Genomic DNA, 15,288 nt, shown 5'->3' with positions numbered 1-15,288 from the left:
TTGGTAAGGCTCACCTCACCTGCCGGTGCGCCGGGCTCGGACATGGGCCCTTGACAGCCCGCGGGACGACCCGCGTACGGTGGCGGGCATTCCACCACGGGAGTCCACGGCAGTGGGCTGAGATGGGGCTGAGGCCGCTCCGACCGTCGAACCTGATCCGGGTCATGCCGGCGCAGGAAGTGAGGAGCGTTCTCGTGTCCGCTGTGCGCAGCGGCGCGGCCACCGGAGTGCCGCGCCTGACCATCATCGTCGCCCCGTCCGACCAGCTCGAGCTCGTCGGCGACCTCGCCGCCCTCGGTCCCACGGGAGCCGTCGGCTTCCAGGTGCGGGCCAAGGAGGCCACCACCGCCGAGCTCCTGGCCCTCACCACCGCCGTGCTGGCGGCCACCCGAGGGGCGGGCGCTCCCGTGCTGGTGAACGACCGGCTCGACGTCGCCCTCGCGGCCGGGGCCGACGGCATCCACCTCGGCGCCGACGACCTACCCGTGGCCCGTGCCCGCGCGATCGCCGACCGCGCCGCCCCGCCCGGCTTCCTCGTCGGGGCCACCTGCCGCGACCGCGACGCCGTGGTGGCGGCACGGGCGGCCGGCGCGGACTACGCCGGCTTCGGCCCGGTCGCCGCCACCACCTCGAAGCCGGGCCTGCCCGACCCGCTCGGCGTCGACGCGGTGGGCCGCGCCGCCGGCGTGCTCCCGCTCGTCGCCATCGGCGGGATCGGCCCGGACCTCGCCCGCGGCGCGGTGGCCGCCGGCGCCCACGGCGTCGCGGTGATCGGCTCCGTGTGGCGACAACCCGACCCCATCGACGCCGCGGAGGCCCTGCTCGGAGCCGTCTGATGAGCGCGCAGGGCCGCAGCGGCACGCGCGTCCTCGTGCGCGGCGCCGGCATCGTGGGGCTCGCGGTCGCCGACGAGCTGACCCGGCGCGGTCACGTCGTCCGCGTCGTCGACCCGTCGCCGGGCTCGGGCGCGTCGTACGCCGCCGCCGGCATGCTCAGCCCCTCCGCCGAGGTGTGGTGGGGCGAGGAGGTGCTCCTCGACCTCGGCGTGCGGAGCGCGGGGGAGTGGCCCGCCTGGGCGTCGCGTCTCGGCGTGGACCTCCACCCCCGCGGCACGCTCCTCGTCGGTCACGACCACGGCGACCTCCAGCAGGTCGAGCGCCAGGCGGCGCTCCTCGCGCGTCTCGGCCGGGCCGCCGAGCCGTGGACGGCCGCGGACGTGCGCCACCACGAGCCCACCGTGGGACGGGTGGCCGGCGGTCTCCACCTCCCCGAGGACCACGCCGTCGACCCGCGGGCCGTCGTCGCGGCGCTCCTCGCCCGCGTGCCGGTGGCCGCCACCGTGGCCGCCACGGTGTCCGACGGGTTCCGGCCCGACGTCGAGGTCGTCGCCACCGGCGCCGTCCTGCCCGGGCCGTGGGCGCCCCTGGTGCGGGGGGTGCGCGGCGAGGTGCTGCGCCTGCGCACCGACGACCCGCCGACGCGCGTCCTGCGGGGCTGGGTGCGGGGGGAACCGGTGTACGTCGTGCCGCGCGGCCCCGCGGACCGGCTGCGGCCGGTGGACGCGTGCTCGAGGACCGCGCCCGCCGCGGTGGAGGTGGTCGTGGGAGCGACCTCGGAGGAGCACGACGCACCGCCGGTCGTGACCGTCGGCGGCGTGGCACGCCTGCTCGATGCCGTCCGCACGCTGCTGCCCGGCCTCGAGCGGGCCGAGCTCGTCGAGGCCACCGCCCGTGACCGGCCCGCCACCCCCGACCACCTGCCGCTCGTGGGCCCGGCCCCCGGTCACGCCGGACCGGGAGCCCCCCGCCTGCTCCTCGCCGCCGGGCTGTTCCGCCACGGCGTGCTGCTCGCCCCGCTGGTCGCCCGCCTCGTCGCCGACCAGGTGGAGCACGACGTCCCGCCCGAGCCCGCGCTCGACCCCCGTCGCCTCACGCACCTGCTCGCCCCCACCGACCGGCCCACCGACGGGCCCACCGACCGGCCCACCGACCGGCCCACCGACGGGCCCACCGCATCCCGCACCGAAGGAGACACCCGTGCCCCTGCTCGCGCTCAACGGTGAACCCACCCCCACCGAGGCGACCACCGTCGCCGCCCTCGTCGCCGTCACGGTCGGCGACCCCGCCGGCCACGCCGTCGCGCTCAACGGTGTCGTCGTGCGGCGCGCCGACCACCACGACACCCCGCTGGCCGACGGCGACGTCGTCGAGATCGTGACGGCGGTGCAGGGCGGATGAGCGACCTCGTCGTCGCCGGGACCGTGCTGTCGTCCCGGCTCCTCCTCGGCACCGGAGGCCTGCCGCACCCGGCCCTCCTCGACCCCGTCCTCGACGCGGCCCGGCCCGGCATGGTGACGGTGAGCGTGCGCCGCACGTCGTCCCGGGCGGAGGCCGGGCTGCTCGCGGCGATCGTGCGCCGCGGCGTACCGGTCCTGCCCAACACCGCCGGCTGCCGCAGCGCGCGGGAGGCGGTGCTCACCGCCGAGCTGGCCCGGGAGGCGCTCGGCACCGACCTGGTGAAGCTCGAGGTCGTCACCGACGACGCGACGCTCCTCCCCGACGTCGTCGAGCTCGTCGACGCCGCCGCCCAGCTCGTGGGCCGCGGGTTCACGGTGCTGCCCTACACGACCACCGACGTCGGGGTCGCGCGGCGGCTCGTCGACGTGGGCTGCGCGGCCGTCATGCCCCTGGGGTCGCCCATCGGCTCGGGGATGGGTGTCGTCGACCCCGGTGCCGTCGAGGCCGTGGTCGCCGCCGTCGGCGGCGCCGTGCCGGTCGTGCTCGACGCCGGCATCGGCGCGCCCAGCGACGCCGCCCTGGCCCTCGAGCTGGGGTGCGACGCCGTGCTCGCGGCCTCCGCGGTGACGCGGGCCGCCGACCCCGTGGCGATGGCCGGCGCGCTGCGCCTGGCGGTCGAGGCGGGCCGGGCGGCGTGGGGCGCGGGGCGGATCCCGCGCCGTACCGTCGCCCGCGCGTCCAGCCCCACCCTCGGGCGGGTGAGCGCGTGAGCGGCGACCTGGTGCTCCTCACCGACCGCGCGCAGCTGCGCCTCGGACGGGGGTTGGTGCGGACCGTCCGCGAGTGCGCGGCCGCGGGGCTGCGCACCGTCGTCGTGCGGGAGCACGACCTCGCCCTCGCCGAGCGCGCCGCCCTCGTCGCGCGCCTCCGCGACGTCGCCGGGCTCACGGTGCTGGCCTCCCGCACGCTGGTGCCGGGCGCCCACGGCGTGCACCTGGCGGCCGGCCAGCCCGGCACCGGCGTCGGCCGTTCCTGCCACGACCTCGCCGAGGTGGCGACCGCCGTGGCGGCCGGCGCCTCCTACGTGACGCTGTCACCGTTCGCGGCGACGGCGAGCAAGCCGGGCTACGGACCGGCCCTCCCGCCGGCGACGTACGCCGCGGCGCGGCGCCTCACCGCCGGCTCGGCCACCCGCGTGCTCGCGCTCGGGGGCATCGACGCCCGCACCGCCGTGGCGGCCACGACGGCCGGTGCCCACGGCGTCGCGGTCATGGGGGCGGTGATGCGGTCGGCGGACCCCGCCGCCGAGGTGGCCGCCCTGCTCGCGGCCCTCGCCCGTCCGCGGGAGCCCCGAGGGGCGGCGGCGTGAGCGCGTCCCGGCACGTCTCCGCGACGGGCACGCCGCCCGTCGTGCTCAGCGTGGCCGGCACCGACTCCGGAGGAGCCGCCGGCACCGCCGCCGACCTCACGACGTTCGCGGCGCTCGGCGTGCACGGGGCCTGCGTGGTCACGGCGGTCACGGCCCAGGACACGACGGCCGTCCACGCCGTCCACCCGGTGCCCCCGGCGGTGGTCGCGGCCCAGGTCGACGCCGTGCTCGGCGACCTCCCGCTGGCCGCGGTGAAGACCGGCATGCTCGGCTCGCCCGCGGTCGTCGCACTCGTCGCGGAGCTCCTGGCCGGGTCGCCGTCGCGTCCGCTGGTCGTCGACCCCGTCCTGGTCGCGACGAGCGGCGCGGTGCTGGGCGACGCGGCGGTGGTCGCGGCGTACGTCTCCTCGCTGCTCCCCGTCGCCACCGTCGTCACGCCCAACGTCGACGAGGCGCGGGCGCTCCTCGCCCGCCCCTCCGACGACCGCACGCCCGCGCGGGACCTGGCCGGCGAGCTCGCCCTGCTGGGCGCGGCGGTGCTGCTCACCGGCGGCCCCGATCCGCGCCACGACGAACACGCGCGGTGCTGCACCGACTGGCTCGCGCTGCCCGGCGCGGAGCCGCGCGCCCTGCGCCATCCGCGCGTCGCGACGCGCAACGACCACGGCTCGGGCTGCACCTACGCGTCCGCCCTCGCCGCCCACCTCGCCCGGGGCGAGGGCCTCGCCTCCGCGGCCGACCGCGCCGCGGCGTACACCACCCACCAGCTCGTGCGCTCCGCACCCTGGCGCCTCGGACGGGGCCGCGGCCCCGTCGCCCACGTCCAACCCGACCCGGCAGGAGAACCCGCATGACCAGCCAGCCCGTCCACCCCGCCCACTCCCGCGTGCTCGTCGACGGCCCGCCCGGCCCCGACGGCACCAGCGTGCAGGTGCCCGTCACCCGCGTCGCGCTGACGAACGGCGAGACCTTCGACCGCTACACGACCGCCGGTCCCGGCTCGGACCCCGAGGTCGGCCTGCCGCCGCTGCGCGCGACGTGGATCGTCGAGCGGGGCGACACCGAGGAGTACGCCGGCCGCGCCGCCCGGCTCAGCGACGACGGCCGGGCCGCGGTGCGGCGCGGAGAGGCGAGCGCGGCGTGGCGCGGCGAGCGGCGCACGCCGCGGCGTGCAGTCCCGGGGCGTCGGGTCACCCAGCTGCACTACGCACGGGCGGGTGTCGTGACCCCGGAGATGCGGTACGTCGCGGCGCGCGAGAACTGCGACGTGGAGCTCGTGCGGAGCGAGGTGGCCGCCGGGCGCGCGATCATCCCGCTCAACGTCAATCACCCCGAGGCCGAGCCCATGGTCATCGGGCGGCGCTTCCTCGTGAAGGTCAACGCCAACATCGGCAACTCGGCGGTCACCAGCTCGATCGCCGAGGAGGTCGACAAGCTCACGCACGCCGTGACATGGGGCGCCGACACCGTCATGGACCTCTCGACGGGCGACGACATCCACACGACGCGCGAGTGGATCCTGCGCAACGCGCCGGTCCCGATCGGGACCGTCCCGATCTACCAGGCGCTCGAGAAGGTCGACGGCGAGGCCGACCGGCTGTCGTGGGAGGTGTTCCGCGACACCGTCGTCGAGCAGTGCGAGCAGGGCGTCGACTACATGACCATCCACGCGGGCGTGCTCCTGCGCCACGTGCCGCTCACCGCCGAGCGCGTCACGGGGATCGTGTCGCGCGGCGGGTCGATCATGGCGGGCTGGTGCCTCGCGCACCACCGCGAGAACTTCCTCTTCGAGCACTACGACGAGCTGTGCGCGATCCTCGCGGCGTACGACGTCAGCATCAGCCTCGGCGACGGCCTGCGGCCGGGGTCGGTGGCCGACGCGAACGACGCCGCGCAGCTCGCCGAGCTGCGCACCCTCGCCGACCTGACGGTGCGCGCGTGGGAGCACGACGTGCAGGTCATGGTCGAGGGGCCCGGCCACGTGCCGCTCGACCTGGTCGAGGAGAACGTGCGGCTGCAGCAGGAGTGGTGCCACGGCGCGCCGTTCTACACGCTGGGGCCTTTGGCGACGGACGTCGCGCCGGGCTACGACCACATCACCTCGGCCATCGGCGCGGCGACGATCGCGATGCACGGGACCGCGATGCTCTGCTACGTGACGCCGAAGGAGCACCTCGGGCTCCCGGACCGCGACGACGTCAAGACGGGCGTCATCACCTACAAGCTGAGCGCCCACGCGGCCGACGTCGCGAAGGGGCACCCCGGGGCGCGCGCGTGGGACGACGCGCTGTCGAAGGCGCGGTTCGAGTTCCGGTGGCGCGACCAGTTCGCGCTGTCGCTCGACCCCGTGACCGCCGAGGCGTTCCACGACGAGACGCTGCCGGCCGAGGCGGCGAAGACGGCGCACTTCTGCTCGATGTGCGGCCCCAAGTTCTGCTCGATGCGGATCAGCCAGGACGTGCGCGACCGGTTCGGGGCGGGCGGCGGGGAGGCCGCCGAGGAGGCCGCTGAGGAGGCCGCCGCGGGCATGCGCGCCAAGGCGGCGGAGTTCGTCGAGCTCGGCGGCACGGTGTACGTCGACGGTGCGGTCGGCGCCGGCCGTGCGGTCGGGGGTCGGTGACAGACGTCAGTATGCCGCGGGTCGCGGGTTGCCTAGGCTGGGTCCATGACGACCGACCCGTCGCAGCTGCGCATCTCCGACGCTGACCGGCACAAGGTGGCCGAGCTGCTCCAGGGGGCCGCCGGTGAGGGGCGTCTCGAGACCGACGAGCTCGAGGAGCGGCTCGAGGCGACCTACGCGGCGAAGGTCTACGCGGACCTCGTGCCGATCGTGGCCGACATCCCCGGCGAGGCGCCGACCTCGCCGGGGACGCCGGTGGTGCCCTACGGCGTGTCGGGGGCTCCGACGCGTCCGGCGCCGGTCTCGTTCGAGAAGGCTGCGGCGGGGTCGGCGGTGCCCGTCGTCCACTACCCCTCGAGCGTGGCCATCATGGGCGGCGTCGAGCGCAAGGGGGTCTGGGAGATCGGGGCCACGCACTCGGTCTTCACGCTGATGGGTGGCGCGGAGATCGACCTGCGCGAGGCGAGGTTCGCGCAGCGCGAGGTCACCATCCACGCGAACACGTGCATGGGCGGCGTCGAGATCACGGTGAACGCCTGGACCCACGTCATCGTCGACGGCGTCGGCATCATGGGCGGCTTCGCGCAGGACCGTGACCGCGTCGAGGCGCAGCTCGACCAGAACTCGCCGATCGTGCGGGTCAAGGGCGTCGCGCTCATGGGCGGCGTCTCCGTCGTCCGCAAGCCCATGCCCGGCGAGCGCAAGCGGAAGCGGAAACCGCTCGGCGGCCGCTGATCGTCGCGTCGAGTTGGGTCGTACGGCGCGGCGTCGGCGTCGAGTTGGGTCGAACGGCGCGGCGTCGGCGTCGAGTTGGGTCGAACGGCGCGGCGTCGGCGTCGAGTTGGGTCGAACGGCGCGGCGTCGGCGTCGAGTTGGGTCGAACGGCGCGGCGTTCGCATCGAGGTGGGTGAAACGCCCCGGTGGGCGTGACCGCGGGCCGGCTCGGCCCGTCGGGCACTTCGTGCAACTCGACGTATCCGCCGCGCCGTACGACCCAGCTCGAGGGATCTGCCGCGCCGTACGACCCAACTCGAGGGATCCGCCGCGCCGTACGACCCAACTCGAGGGATCTGCCGCGCCGTACGACCCAACTCGACGCACCTGCCGCGGCGTACGTGACAACTCGACGCACCTGCCGCGGCGTACGACCCACCTCGACGCGCATGACGAAGCGGGCCGCCCCCGACGACGTACGTCGAGGACGGCCCGCTGCGGTGCCGGGTGGGTCAAGCGGGGACGCCCGACTCGCGCGCCGGGATGCGGCCCGCGTTGGCGAGGTCGACCGTCAGGTTCTCGCCGGTCGCCGGGTCGAAGAGGTGCATCTTGGACGTGTCGACCCAGATCTCCGCCTGGTCGCCCTCCCGGACGCGGCTGGCGCCGTCGAGGCTGATGACCAGCTGCGTGCGGAGCGAGTCGCCGTCGAGGTCCTTCTCCAGCTGCTCGAGCTGCTTCTGGACCTCCGGCGGCGCCTCGAACGGCAGGTAGGCGTAGGTCTCGCTGCCCAGCCACTCGACGAACTCGACCTTGCCGGAGAACGTCGACCCACCGGCGCGGGCCTCGTCGACGAGCGACGCGTCCTCGAACGCCTCCGGCCGGATGCCCGCGATGAGCAGGCCCTTGCCGGCGGCCTTCTCGGCCTTGTCCGCGGGGATCTCGACCGTGCCGAAGGGCAGCTTGACGCTGGTGCCCTCGACCTCGGCCGGCAGGAAGTTCATCGGGGGAGACCCGATGAAGCCCGCGACGAACAGGTTGCCCGGGTTCTCGTAGAGCTCCCGCGGCGAGGCGAGCTGCTGGAGCACGCCCCGCTTGAGCACCGCGACGCGGTCGCCGAGCGTCATCGCCTCGGTCTGGTCGTGCGTCACGTAGACCGTCGTGATGCCCAGCTTCTTCTGCAGCCGCGCGATCTCGCTGCGCATCTGGCCGCGGAGCTTGGCGTCGAGGTTCGACAGCGGCTCGTCGAAGAGGAACGCGTCGGCGTCGCGCACGATCGCGCGACCCATCGCCACCCGCTGGCGCTGACCACCGGACAGGTTGCCGGGCTTGCGCTGCAGGTGCTCGTCGAGCTCGAGCGTCTTCGACGCCTCCTTGACCTTCGCGTCGACCTCGGAGTCCGAGGCGCCGGCCAGCCGCAGCGGGAACGCGATGTTCTCGTAGACGGTGAGGTGCGGGTAGAGCGCGTAGTTCTGGAACACCATCGCCAGGTTGCGGTCGCGCGGCGCGAGGTCGTTGACGCGCTTGTCGCCGATGATCATGTCGCCGGAGGTGATGTCCTCCAGGCCCACGATCATCCGCAGCAGCGTCGACTTCCCGCAGCCCGACGGGCCGACGAGGATGACGAACTCCCCGTCCGCGATGTCGATGGAGACGTCGTTGACGGCCGGGAAGCCGTCGCCGTACTTCTTGACGATGTTCTTGATCTGGATGCCGGCCACGATTACCCCTTCACTGCGCCGGAGGTGAGACCGGCGACGATCTTGCGCTGGAAGGCCAGCACGATGACGATGATCGGCAGCGTCGCGATGACGGCACCGGCGGCCAGCAGCGACGCGGGCCGGTTGAACGGGTCGCTCCCCACGAAGAACGACAGGGACGCCGGGATCGGTCGCGCCGCCTCGGTCGAGGTCAGCGAGATGCCGAACACGAAGTCGTTCCACGCGAAGAAGAACGTCAGGATCGCGGCCGTGAACACGCCCGGGGCGGCCAGCGGCACGATCACCTTGCGGAAGGCCTGCCACGACGTCGCGCCGTCGACCTGGGCCGCCTGCTCCATCTCCCACGGGATCTCCCGGAAGAAGGCGGCCAGCGTCCAGATCGCCAGCGGCAGCGTGAACGACATGTAGGGGATGATCAGGCCGGGCCACGTGTCGTAGAGCCCGATCGCCCGCCACATGTCGAACAGCGGGCCGACCAGCGACACCACCGGGAACATCGCGATGGCGAGCGCCGTCGACAGCACGAGCTTCTTGCCCTTGAACTCCAGCCGCGCGATCGCGTACGCCGCGAGCGTGGCCACGATGACGGAGAGCACCGTCGCGATGAGCGAGATGCCGATCGAGTTGAAGATCGCCCGACGGAACTGCTCGTTGTCCCAGGCCGCGACGTAGTTGTCCCAGCCGGCGAACCCGCCCTCGGACGGGAAGAAGCCGGGGGAGCCGTTGGTGACGGACTCCTGGGACTTGAAGGACAGCGAGATGATCCACGCGACCGGCAGCAGGCACCAGACGAGGATCAGCGCGGCACCGAGCACGATGCCGACCTTGCGGAGCGGAGTGTTACCCATCGCTCATCCCTCCTGCCGGGCCGCGGCCAGGTCGACACGGAACAGCTTGACGATGCCGAAGGCGATGACGAGCACCGAGAGGAACAGGAGCACCGACAGCGCGGACCCCATGCCGATCTGGAACTGCTCGATCACCTGGCGGTAGGTGAGGAACGAGACGGACTCGGTGTTCACCGCACCGCCCGTCATCACGAAGATGTTGTCGAAGATGCGGAACGCGTCGAGCGCGCGGAACAGGATCGCGACCATGATCGCGGCCCGCATGTTCGGCAGGATCACCTTCCACATGCGCTGCCACCAGGTGGCGCCGTCGACCTTCGCGGCCTCGATCATGTCCTCGCTGACCTGCGCGAGACCCGCGAGGAGCAGCAGCGACATGAACGGGGTCGTCTTCCAGATCTCGGAGACGCAGATGGCGAACAGGGCCGGGAACTGCTCCCCGAACCAGTTGAAGTTGTCCTCGACGAACGGCAGCCAGGCGTTGACGAAGCCGTTGGTCGAGGAGAACGCGAACTGCCAGGCGAAGCCCGACACCACGGTGATCACGCCGTAGGGGATGAGGATCGAGGTGCGGATGATGCCGCGCGCGAAGATCACGCGGTGCATCACCAGGGCGAACACGAACCCGATGACGAGCTCGAAGAACACCGTCACGACCATGATCCCGACGGTCACCAGCATCGTGCGCCAGAACAGCGGGTCGCTCAGCGCGGTGACGTAGTTCTGCGCGCCGACGAAGGAGCGGTCGTCAGGTGCGGTGAGCGCGTAGTTGGACAGGGACAGCCAGAGGGCCTGGAGCATCGGGAACGCGGTGACGAACAGCATCACCACGAGGGCCGGTGCGACCAGCTTCATGCCGAGACGGTTCTCGGCGACCGAGCGGTCGCTGGCGGCCCCCGCCCCGGCCTTCTTGGACTTCGGGGTCTTCGCGACCCCGGCGGGTGCGGTCGTCGTCGAGCTCACAGCAGTGCCTTCCCCTGCAGGACGTCACGGATGAACTCGGCCGACTCGCGCGGCGTCTTCTCGGGATCCACCGAGGCCGGCGGGTGCCACGTGCTCTGCACCGCTCCCGAGATCTGGTTGTAGAACGCGCTCTTCGGTCGGGTGCCGCCCGCCTCGATGCTCTCGCGGTAGAGGTCGAGCAGACCCGCGTCGTATGCGTCCACGAGCTCCTGCTCCTCGTAGACCGAGGCCCGGGCCGGCATGAGGCCGTCGTTGACGGCGAGCTGCAGCTGCGCCTCGGGGTCGGTGACGCACTGCGCGGCCTCGAGCGCCCAGTCGGGGTGCTCGCTGAAGGCGCCGACGCCGATGTCGATGCCGCCGACCGGGGGAGCGGACTCCTCGCCCTCGACGGTGCGCGGGTAGCGCGCCCAGGCGAGGTCGGCGAACTCCTCCTCGGAGACCGTGCCCTCGTAGTTCTTGTAGACGAACGTCCAGTTCGTCATGAACTCGCCGGGGCCGTCGCCGTACATCGCACCCAGCGAGGTGCCCTCGCGCGAGACGGAGAGGTCGGACTGCGCGGCGGGGGAGTCGGCGAGCTGCTGGACGACCGCGGCGGCGGCACGACCCGCGTCGGAGTCGATGTCGACCTGCGCGTCGACGCCCGCCTCGGTGTCGCTGACGATGTCGCCGCCGGCGCCCTGGACGAGCGAGTTGATCCACACCATGTAGGCCTCGTAGCGGTCCGCCTGGACACCGACGGTCGCACCGTTCTCGGAGGCCGCCTCGATGACCTGCGACCACGTGGCCGTGCCGTCCTGCAGGGCGTCGGCGATGCCGGCCTGCTCGGCGAGCGACTGGCGGTACCAGAGCACCTGCGTGTTGGCCCACTGCGGCGCCGCGTAGACCTTGTCGTCCCACTGCACCGTGTCGGCGGGGCCCGACAGCACGTCGTCGTCGACGACGGCGTCGGCCGCGTCGCCCTCGAACTCCGCGAGCCAGCCGGCGTTGGCGAACTCCGCGACGAACACCGGGTCGAGGCTCATGAGGTCGGTGGACGAGTCGTTGGCCGCGAGCCGCCGGGCGAGCTGGGTGCGCTGGTCGGTGGCACCCGTGGGGAGGAGCTGGATCGCGATGTCGTAGTCGTCGGTGCTGCACCGCTCCGCCAGTGACGTGAGCGTGGCCTGACCGTCGGGGTTGATGTACCAGTTCAGCGTCGGCTTCCCGTCGCTGCTACAGGCGGAGAGCGTGCCCGCGGCGAGCACGAGGGCGGCACCGATGCCGACCCTCCTCACCACGGAGCCCGCCACACGCCCTTGGGGGTCACCCATCTGCCACTCCCTCTCCATTGAGTTGTGTGCACCACAGGTCTAGACCGTGGTGCTGACAATTGCAAGGAGTCCGACCGCGTCGCGCCACGTCAGACGGGGTGTGACGGGTTTCGACGAGGTCGGGCCGGGCGTCACCCTGCCCGGGTGGCGGTGCGGCTAATCACGTCCACGAAGAGCGGCCAGAGACCGGCGGGGAGGTCGTGGCCCATGCCCTCGACGAGGGTGAGGCGGGCGCCGGGGACGGCGGCGGCGGTGGCGCGACCGCCCGAGACGTGGACCATCCGGTCCTGCTTGCCGTGGACGACCGCGACCGGGATGCGCAGGTCGCCGAGCGCGCGCGTGCGGTCGGGCTGCGTGAGGATCGCCAGCATCTGCCGCAGGATGCCGCTCCCGCTCACGCCGCGACCGTGGGTCTCCACGGCGCGGGCCCGGATCCCCTCGGGCGTGTCCGCGTAGGCCGGCGAGCCGATGAGGCGGGCCATGAGGGCGGTGCTCGCGACGTACGACTCCAGGTCGGGGCGCCGCGGCGACAGCAGGGACGGGAGGAGCCGGGGGTGCTGCCAGCCCACGCGACGGTTGCCGGTCGTCGACATGATCGACGTCAGGGACAGCACGCGGTCGGGGTGGTCGACGGCGATGGTCTGGGCGATCATGCCGCCCATCGACACGCCCGCGACGTGCGCGCGGTCGATGCCGAGGTGGTCGAGGAGGAGCACGCCGTCCTCGGCGAGGTCGGCCATGGTGTACGGCACGGAGACCGGCCGCCCGAGGAACGCCTGCACCACGCTGGCCTTGCCCACGCGGGAGCGGACGCGGGTGGACCGTCCGACGTCGCGGTTGTCGTAGCGGACGACGTGGAAGCCCTCGAGCGCGAGCATCCGGCACATCCGGTCGGGCCACCAGGTGAGGTGGCCGCCCAGCCCCATCACGAGGAGCACCGTCGGGTCGTCCGGGTCGCCGTAGGTCTGGTAGCAGAGCTCGACGTCGGCCCGGACCGGCGCGAACAGCTCCTCCGACCGCGGCACCGCGGCCAGCTCGGGCGAGAGGTCGGGCGGCAGCCCGCCCTCGCCGACGCGCTCCTCCTGCGGGGGCGCCAGTCCGGCGTCGAGGCCGCCGTCCAGCAGGGCCTCGGGGTCGGTCGCGCTGGGACGGTCGCTGCTCGCCATGAGCCCCATTATGGGGAGGCCGCCGAGGGCGGTCCCGGGCTCAGCGCTCGAAGTCGATGGCCGAGTAGGCCCGGAGCTTGCTGAGGCGGTGCTCGGAGGTGACCTGGCGGATGGTGCCGCTGCGCGAGCGCATGACGAGCGAGTCGGTGATCGCCCCGCCGCCCGAGTAGCGCACGCCCTTCATGAGGTCGCCGTCGGTGATGCCGGTCGCCACGAAGAAGCAGTCGTCGCCCTGGACCAGGTCGTCCGTGCCGAGCACGAAGTCGCGGTCGAGGTTGTGACCGGCGTCGAGGGCACGCTGGCGCTCGTCGTCGTCGGTGGGCCAGAGGCGGCCCTGGATGATGCCGCCGAGGCTCTTCATCGCGCAGGCCGCGATGATGCCCTCCGGCGTGCCGCCGATGCCGAGCAGCAGGTCGACGCCCGAGCCGGAGCGCGCGGCGGCGATGGCGCCCGCGACGTCGCCGTCGGAGATGAACTTGATGCGCGCGCCCGTCGTGCGGATCTCCTCCGCGAGCTGCGCGTGGCGCGGCCGGTCGAGCAGCACGACGGTGACGTCCTCGGCCGCCGACTTCTTCGACTTGGCGACGCGGGCGATGTTCTCCGCGACGGGCAGGCGGATGTCGACGGAGTCGGCGGCGTCGGGGCCGGCGACGAGCTTCTCCATGTAGAAGACGGCGGAGGGGTCGTACATCGAGCCGCGGGGCGCGACCGCCAGCACGGCGATGGCGTTGGACATGCCCTTCGCCGTGAGGGTCGTGCCGTCGATCGGGTCGACGGCCACGTCGCACTCGGGGCCGGTGCCGTTGCCGACCTGCTCCCCGTTGAAGAGCATCGGGGCGTCGTCCTTCTCGCCCTCGCCGATGACGACGACGCCGTTCATGCCGACGCTGGAGATCATGACGCGCATCGCGTTGACCGCGACGCCGTCGGCGCCGTTCTTGTCGCCCCGCCCGACCCAGCGCCCGGCGGCCATGGCCGCCGCCTCGGTGACGCGGACCAGCTCGAGCGCGAGGTTGCGGTCGGGCGCCTCCGGCTCGACGCGCAGTCCGGCGGGAAGGTCGGTCACCACGGAGGGGTCAGTCGCCATGGCCGGATGGTAGCGGGACGCGCGGGCCGGCGGTGGACCAGTCCGGCCACCTCACACCTCGACGGGGTAGCGCACGACCGCCGTCTCCTTCGTGCTCGCCCACACCGGAGCCCCCGGACGGAGCAGCAGCTCCGCCACCGCGGCCGCGGTGACGTCCGCGATGAGGTCCTGCCCGGCGGGCGTGCGCACCCCCACGCGCACACCGTCGCCGTACGGCGTCAGCTGGCTCACCTGCCCCGCCCACCGCAGGCGGGCCGACCCGCTGGGCTCGGTGGGCGACAGCGTCACCGCGCTGGGCCGGAACGCCAGCAGGCTCGCGCCGTCGGCGGCGGTGACGAGGTTGAGCCCGACGAGCCGCGCGACGTGGTCGGTGCGCGGCTGCGCCGCCACCTCGGCGGGCGTGCCCGTCTGGGCGACACGACCGTCCTCGAGCACCACCATCCGGGTGCCGAGCGTCAGGGCGTCGACGGCGTCGTGGGTGACGAGCACGGCGACCCCGTCGTACGACGCCAGGTGGCGCGCCAGCTCGACGCGCAGCGTGGCGGCGACGCCCACGTCCAGACCGGTGAACGGCTCGTCGAGGAGGAGCAGCCGCGGCTCGGTGACGAGCGCGCGGGCGATGGCCACCCGTTGCGCCTGCCCCCCGGAGAGCTGGTGGGGACGGCGGTCGGCCAGGGCGCCGACCCCGAGGCGCTCCAGCTCCGCGGTGGCCCGGGCGCGCGCCGTACGGCGGTCGACGCCACGGGCCCGCAGGCCGAACGCGACGTTCTCGCGGGCGCTGAGGTGGGGGAAGAGGTCGCGACCCTGCACGACGTGACCGACGCGGCGGTCACGGGGCAGCACGTGCGGGGCGGACCACGACCGGCCGTCGACCGTGAGGTCGCCGGCGTCGGGCAGCAGGCCGGCGAGGCAGCGCACCAGGGTGGTCTTCCCCGCCCCGTTGGGGCCGACGACGGCCACGACGTCGCCGGCGTCCGCCGTCAGGGCGGCGTCCAGCCGACCGGGCACGCGGAGCCGGGCCTCCAGGAGGGCGGTCACGCGGCCGCTCCCGGGGTGAGCCAGCGGTTGCGCAGGAGCAGCAGCACGCCGACCGAGGCGAGCAGCAGGATCATCGCGAGCGTGCGGGCCGCGGCGGGGTCGTCGAGGTAGACGGCGTAGATGCGCGACGGCATCGTCTGCGTGGTGCCCGGGTAGTTGCCGGCGAACGTCACCGTCGCCCCGAACTCGCCGAGCGAGCGGGCCCACGCGAGCACCCCGCC

The 15,288-nt window shown here is 73.7% G+C and carries 16 protein-coding genes, 1 pseudogene and 1 riboswitch; of the genes and pseudogenes, 8 read left to right on the top strand and 9 right to left on the bottom strand.

The window, feature by feature from the left end; all coding sequences use genetic code 11:
- Positions 1-86: 86 nt before the first annotated feature.
- A riboswitch (TPP riboswitch) is annotated at positions 87-197 on the top strand.
- The 8 genes from QE405_RS09050 to QE405_RS09015 all read left to right on the top strand — a co-directional run bounded on the left by QE405_RS09050 (position 195) and on the right by QE405_RS09015 (position 6,961).
- Positions 195-836: a thiamine phosphate synthase gene (locus QE405_RS09050; protein ID WP_307199912.1), complete on the top strand. Its 642-nt coding sequence runs from the start codon at positions 195-197 to the stop codon at positions 834-836. It overlaps the preceding riboswitch by 3 nt.
- Positions 836-2,062, top strand: a complete 1,227-nt coding sequence (locus tag QE405_RS09045; protein WP_307199910.1) for an FAD-dependent oxidoreductase — start codon at positions 836-838, stop codon at positions 2,060-2,062. The genes QE405_RS09050 and QE405_RS09045 overlap by 1 nt, the downstream gene beginning before the upstream one ends.
- On the top strand, positions 2,037-2,237 hold the full coding sequence (gene thiS / locus QE405_RS09040; RefSeq protein ID WP_307199908.1) for a sulfur carrier protein ThiS: 201 nt from the start codon (positions 2,037-2,039) through the stop codon (positions 2,235-2,237). Before QE405_RS09045 ends, thiS begins: the two co-directional genes overlap by 26 nt.
- On the top strand, positions 2,234-3,007 hold the full coding sequence (locus tag QE405_RS09035; RefSeq protein WP_307199906.1) for a thiazole synthase: 774 nt from the start codon (positions 2,234-2,236) through the stop codon (positions 3,005-3,007). Before thiS ends, QE405_RS09035 begins: the two co-directional genes overlap by 4 nt.
- Complete coding sequence (locus QE405_RS09030) at positions 3,004-3,606, top strand: thiamine phosphate synthase (protein ID WP_307199903.1); 603 nt, start codon at positions 3,004-3,006, stop codon at positions 3,604-3,606. The genes QE405_RS09035 and QE405_RS09030 overlap by 4 nt, the downstream gene beginning before the upstream one ends.
- The gene (gene thiD / locus QE405_RS09025) at positions 3,603-4,460 is read left to right on the top strand and encodes a bifunctional hydroxymethylpyrimidine kinase/phosphomethylpyrimidine kinase (RefSeq protein ID WP_307199901.1); all 858 of its coding nucleotides are present in this window, start codon (positions 3,603-3,605) and stop codon (positions 4,458-4,460) included. Before QE405_RS09030 ends, thiD begins: the two co-directional genes overlap by 4 nt.
- Entirely contained in the window at positions 4,457-6,226 is a 1,770-nt protein-coding gene (thiC, locus tag QE405_RS09020) for a phosphomethylpyrimidine synthase ThiC (RefSeq protein ID WP_307199899.1), read from the top strand. Before thiD ends, thiC begins: the two co-directional genes overlap by 4 nt.
- A gap of 45 nt (positions 6,227-6,271) precedes the next feature.
- Positions 6,272-6,961 carry a DUF1707 SHOCT-like domain-containing protein gene (locus tag QE405_RS09015; RefSeq protein WP_307199897.1) on the top strand — a complete coding sequence of 230 codons (690 nt, stop codon included), beginning with the start codon at positions 6,272-6,274 and terminating at the stop codon, positions 6,959-6,961.
- A gap of 491 nt (positions 6,962-7,452) precedes the next feature.
- Here QE405_RS09015 and QE405_RS09010 read toward each other — a convergent pair whose 3' ends face one another.
- The 9 genes and pseudogenes from QE405_RS09010 to QE405_RS08975 form a co-directional block, all read right to left on the bottom strand.
- Positions 7,453-8,658 carry an ABC transporter ATP-binding protein gene (locus tag QE405_RS09010; RefSeq protein ID WP_307199895.1) on the bottom strand — a complete coding sequence of 402 codons (1,206 nt, stop codon included), beginning with the start codon at positions 8,656-8,658 and terminating at the stop codon, positions 7,453-7,455.
- Positions 8,659-8,660: 2 nt separating this feature from the next.
- Complete coding sequence (locus QE405_RS09005; protein WP_307199893.1) at positions 8,661-9,506, bottom strand: carbohydrate ABC transporter permease; 846 nt, start codon at positions 9,504-9,506, stop codon at positions 8,661-8,663.
- Positions 9,507-9,509: 3 nt separating this feature from the next.
- Positions 9,510-10,469: a carbohydrate ABC transporter permease gene (locus QE405_RS09000; protein WP_307199891.1), complete on the bottom strand. Its 960-nt coding sequence runs from the start codon at positions 10,467-10,469 to the stop codon at positions 9,510-9,512.
- Positions 10,466-11,776, bottom strand: coding sequence for an extracellular solute-binding protein (locus tag QE405_RS08995; RefSeq protein WP_307199889.1), 1,311 nt, complete (start codon positions 11,774-11,776; stop codon positions 10,466-10,468). The genes QE405_RS09000 and QE405_RS08995 overlap by 4 nt, the downstream gene beginning before the upstream one ends.
- 131 nt (positions 11,777-11,907) lie before the next feature.
- Positions 11,908-12,942, bottom strand: coding sequence for an alpha/beta hydrolase (locus tag QE405_RS08990; protein WP_307199887.1), 1,035 nt, complete (start codon positions 12,940-12,942; stop codon positions 11,908-11,910).
- Between the two features lie 40 nt (positions 12,943-12,982).
- Positions 12,983-14,029, bottom strand: a complete 1,047-nt coding sequence (glpX, locus tag QE405_RS08985) for a class II fructose-bisphosphatase (protein WP_307199885.1) — start codon at positions 14,027-14,029, stop codon at positions 12,983-12,985.
- Positions 14,030-14,080: 51 nt separating this feature from the next.
- A complete protein-coding gene (locus QE405_RS20925) occupies positions 14,081-14,470 on the bottom strand; it encodes a TOBE domain-containing protein (RefSeq protein ID WP_373459486.1) in 390 nt (129 codons plus the stop codon).
- A 138-nt stretch (positions 14,471-14,608) separates the two neighbouring features.
- Positions 14,609-15,004 (bottom strand): annotated as a pseudogene (locus tag QE405_RS20920) (ATP-binding cassette domain-containing protein); the annotation flags it as partial.
- A gap of 59 nt (positions 15,005-15,063) precedes the next feature.
- Positions 15,064-15,282: a hypothetical protein gene (locus QE405_RS08975; protein ID WP_307205723.1), complete on the bottom strand. Its 219-nt coding sequence runs from the start codon at positions 15,280-15,282 to the stop codon at positions 15,064-15,066.
- Positions 15,283-15,288 lie beyond the last annotated feature (6 nt).

This window comes from Nocardioides zeae (genome assembly GCF_030818655.1).
Classification (GTDB): Bacteria; Actinomycetota; Actinomycetes; order Propionibacteriales; family Nocardioidaceae; genus Nocardioides; species Nocardioides zeae_A.
Note: the sequence above shows the minus strand (reverse complement) of the source record. Positions and strands in the feature narration are given on the sequence as shown.

What these genes read in the sequence shown, in the direction of transcription:
- QE405_RS09045 (WP_307199910.1), top strand. Translation starts at nt 836, where the DNA reads ATGAGCGCGCAGGGCCGCAGCGGCACGCGCGTCCTCGTGCGCGGCGCC.
- thiC (WP_307199899.1), top strand. Translation starts at nt 4,457, where the DNA reads ATGACCAGCCAGCCCGTCCACCCCGCCCACTCCCGCGTGCTCGTCGAC.
- QE405_RS20925 (WP_373459486.1), bottom strand. Translation starts at nt 14,470, where the DNA reads ATGGTGGTGCTCGAGGACGGTCGTGTCGCCCAGACGGGCACGCCCGCC.
- QE405_RS08990 (WP_307199887.1), bottom strand. Translation starts at nt 12,942, where the DNA reads ATGGCGAGCAGCGACCGTCCCAGCGCGACCGACCCCGAGGCCCTGCTG.
- QE405_RS09035 (WP_307199906.1), top strand. Translation starts at nt 2,234, where the DNA reads ATGAGCGACCTCGTCGTCGCCGGGACCGTGCTGTCGTCCCGGCTCCTC.
- QE405_RS09005 (WP_307199893.1), bottom strand. Translation starts at nt 9,506, where the DNA reads ATGGGTAACACTCCGCTCCGCAAGGTCGGCATCGTGCTCGGTGCCGCG.
- QE405_RS09015 (WP_307199897.1), top strand. Translation starts at nt 6,272, where the DNA reads ATGACGACCGACCCGTCGCAGCTGCGCATCTCCGACGCTGACCGGCAC.
- glpX (WP_307199885.1), bottom strand. Translation starts at nt 14,029, where the DNA reads ATGGCGACTGACCCCTCCGTGGTGACCGACCTTCCCGCCGGACTGCGC.
- QE405_RS08995 (WP_307199889.1), bottom strand. Translation starts at nt 11,776, where the DNA reads ATGGGTGACCCCCAAGGGCGTGTGGCGGGCTCCGTGGTGAGGAGGGTC.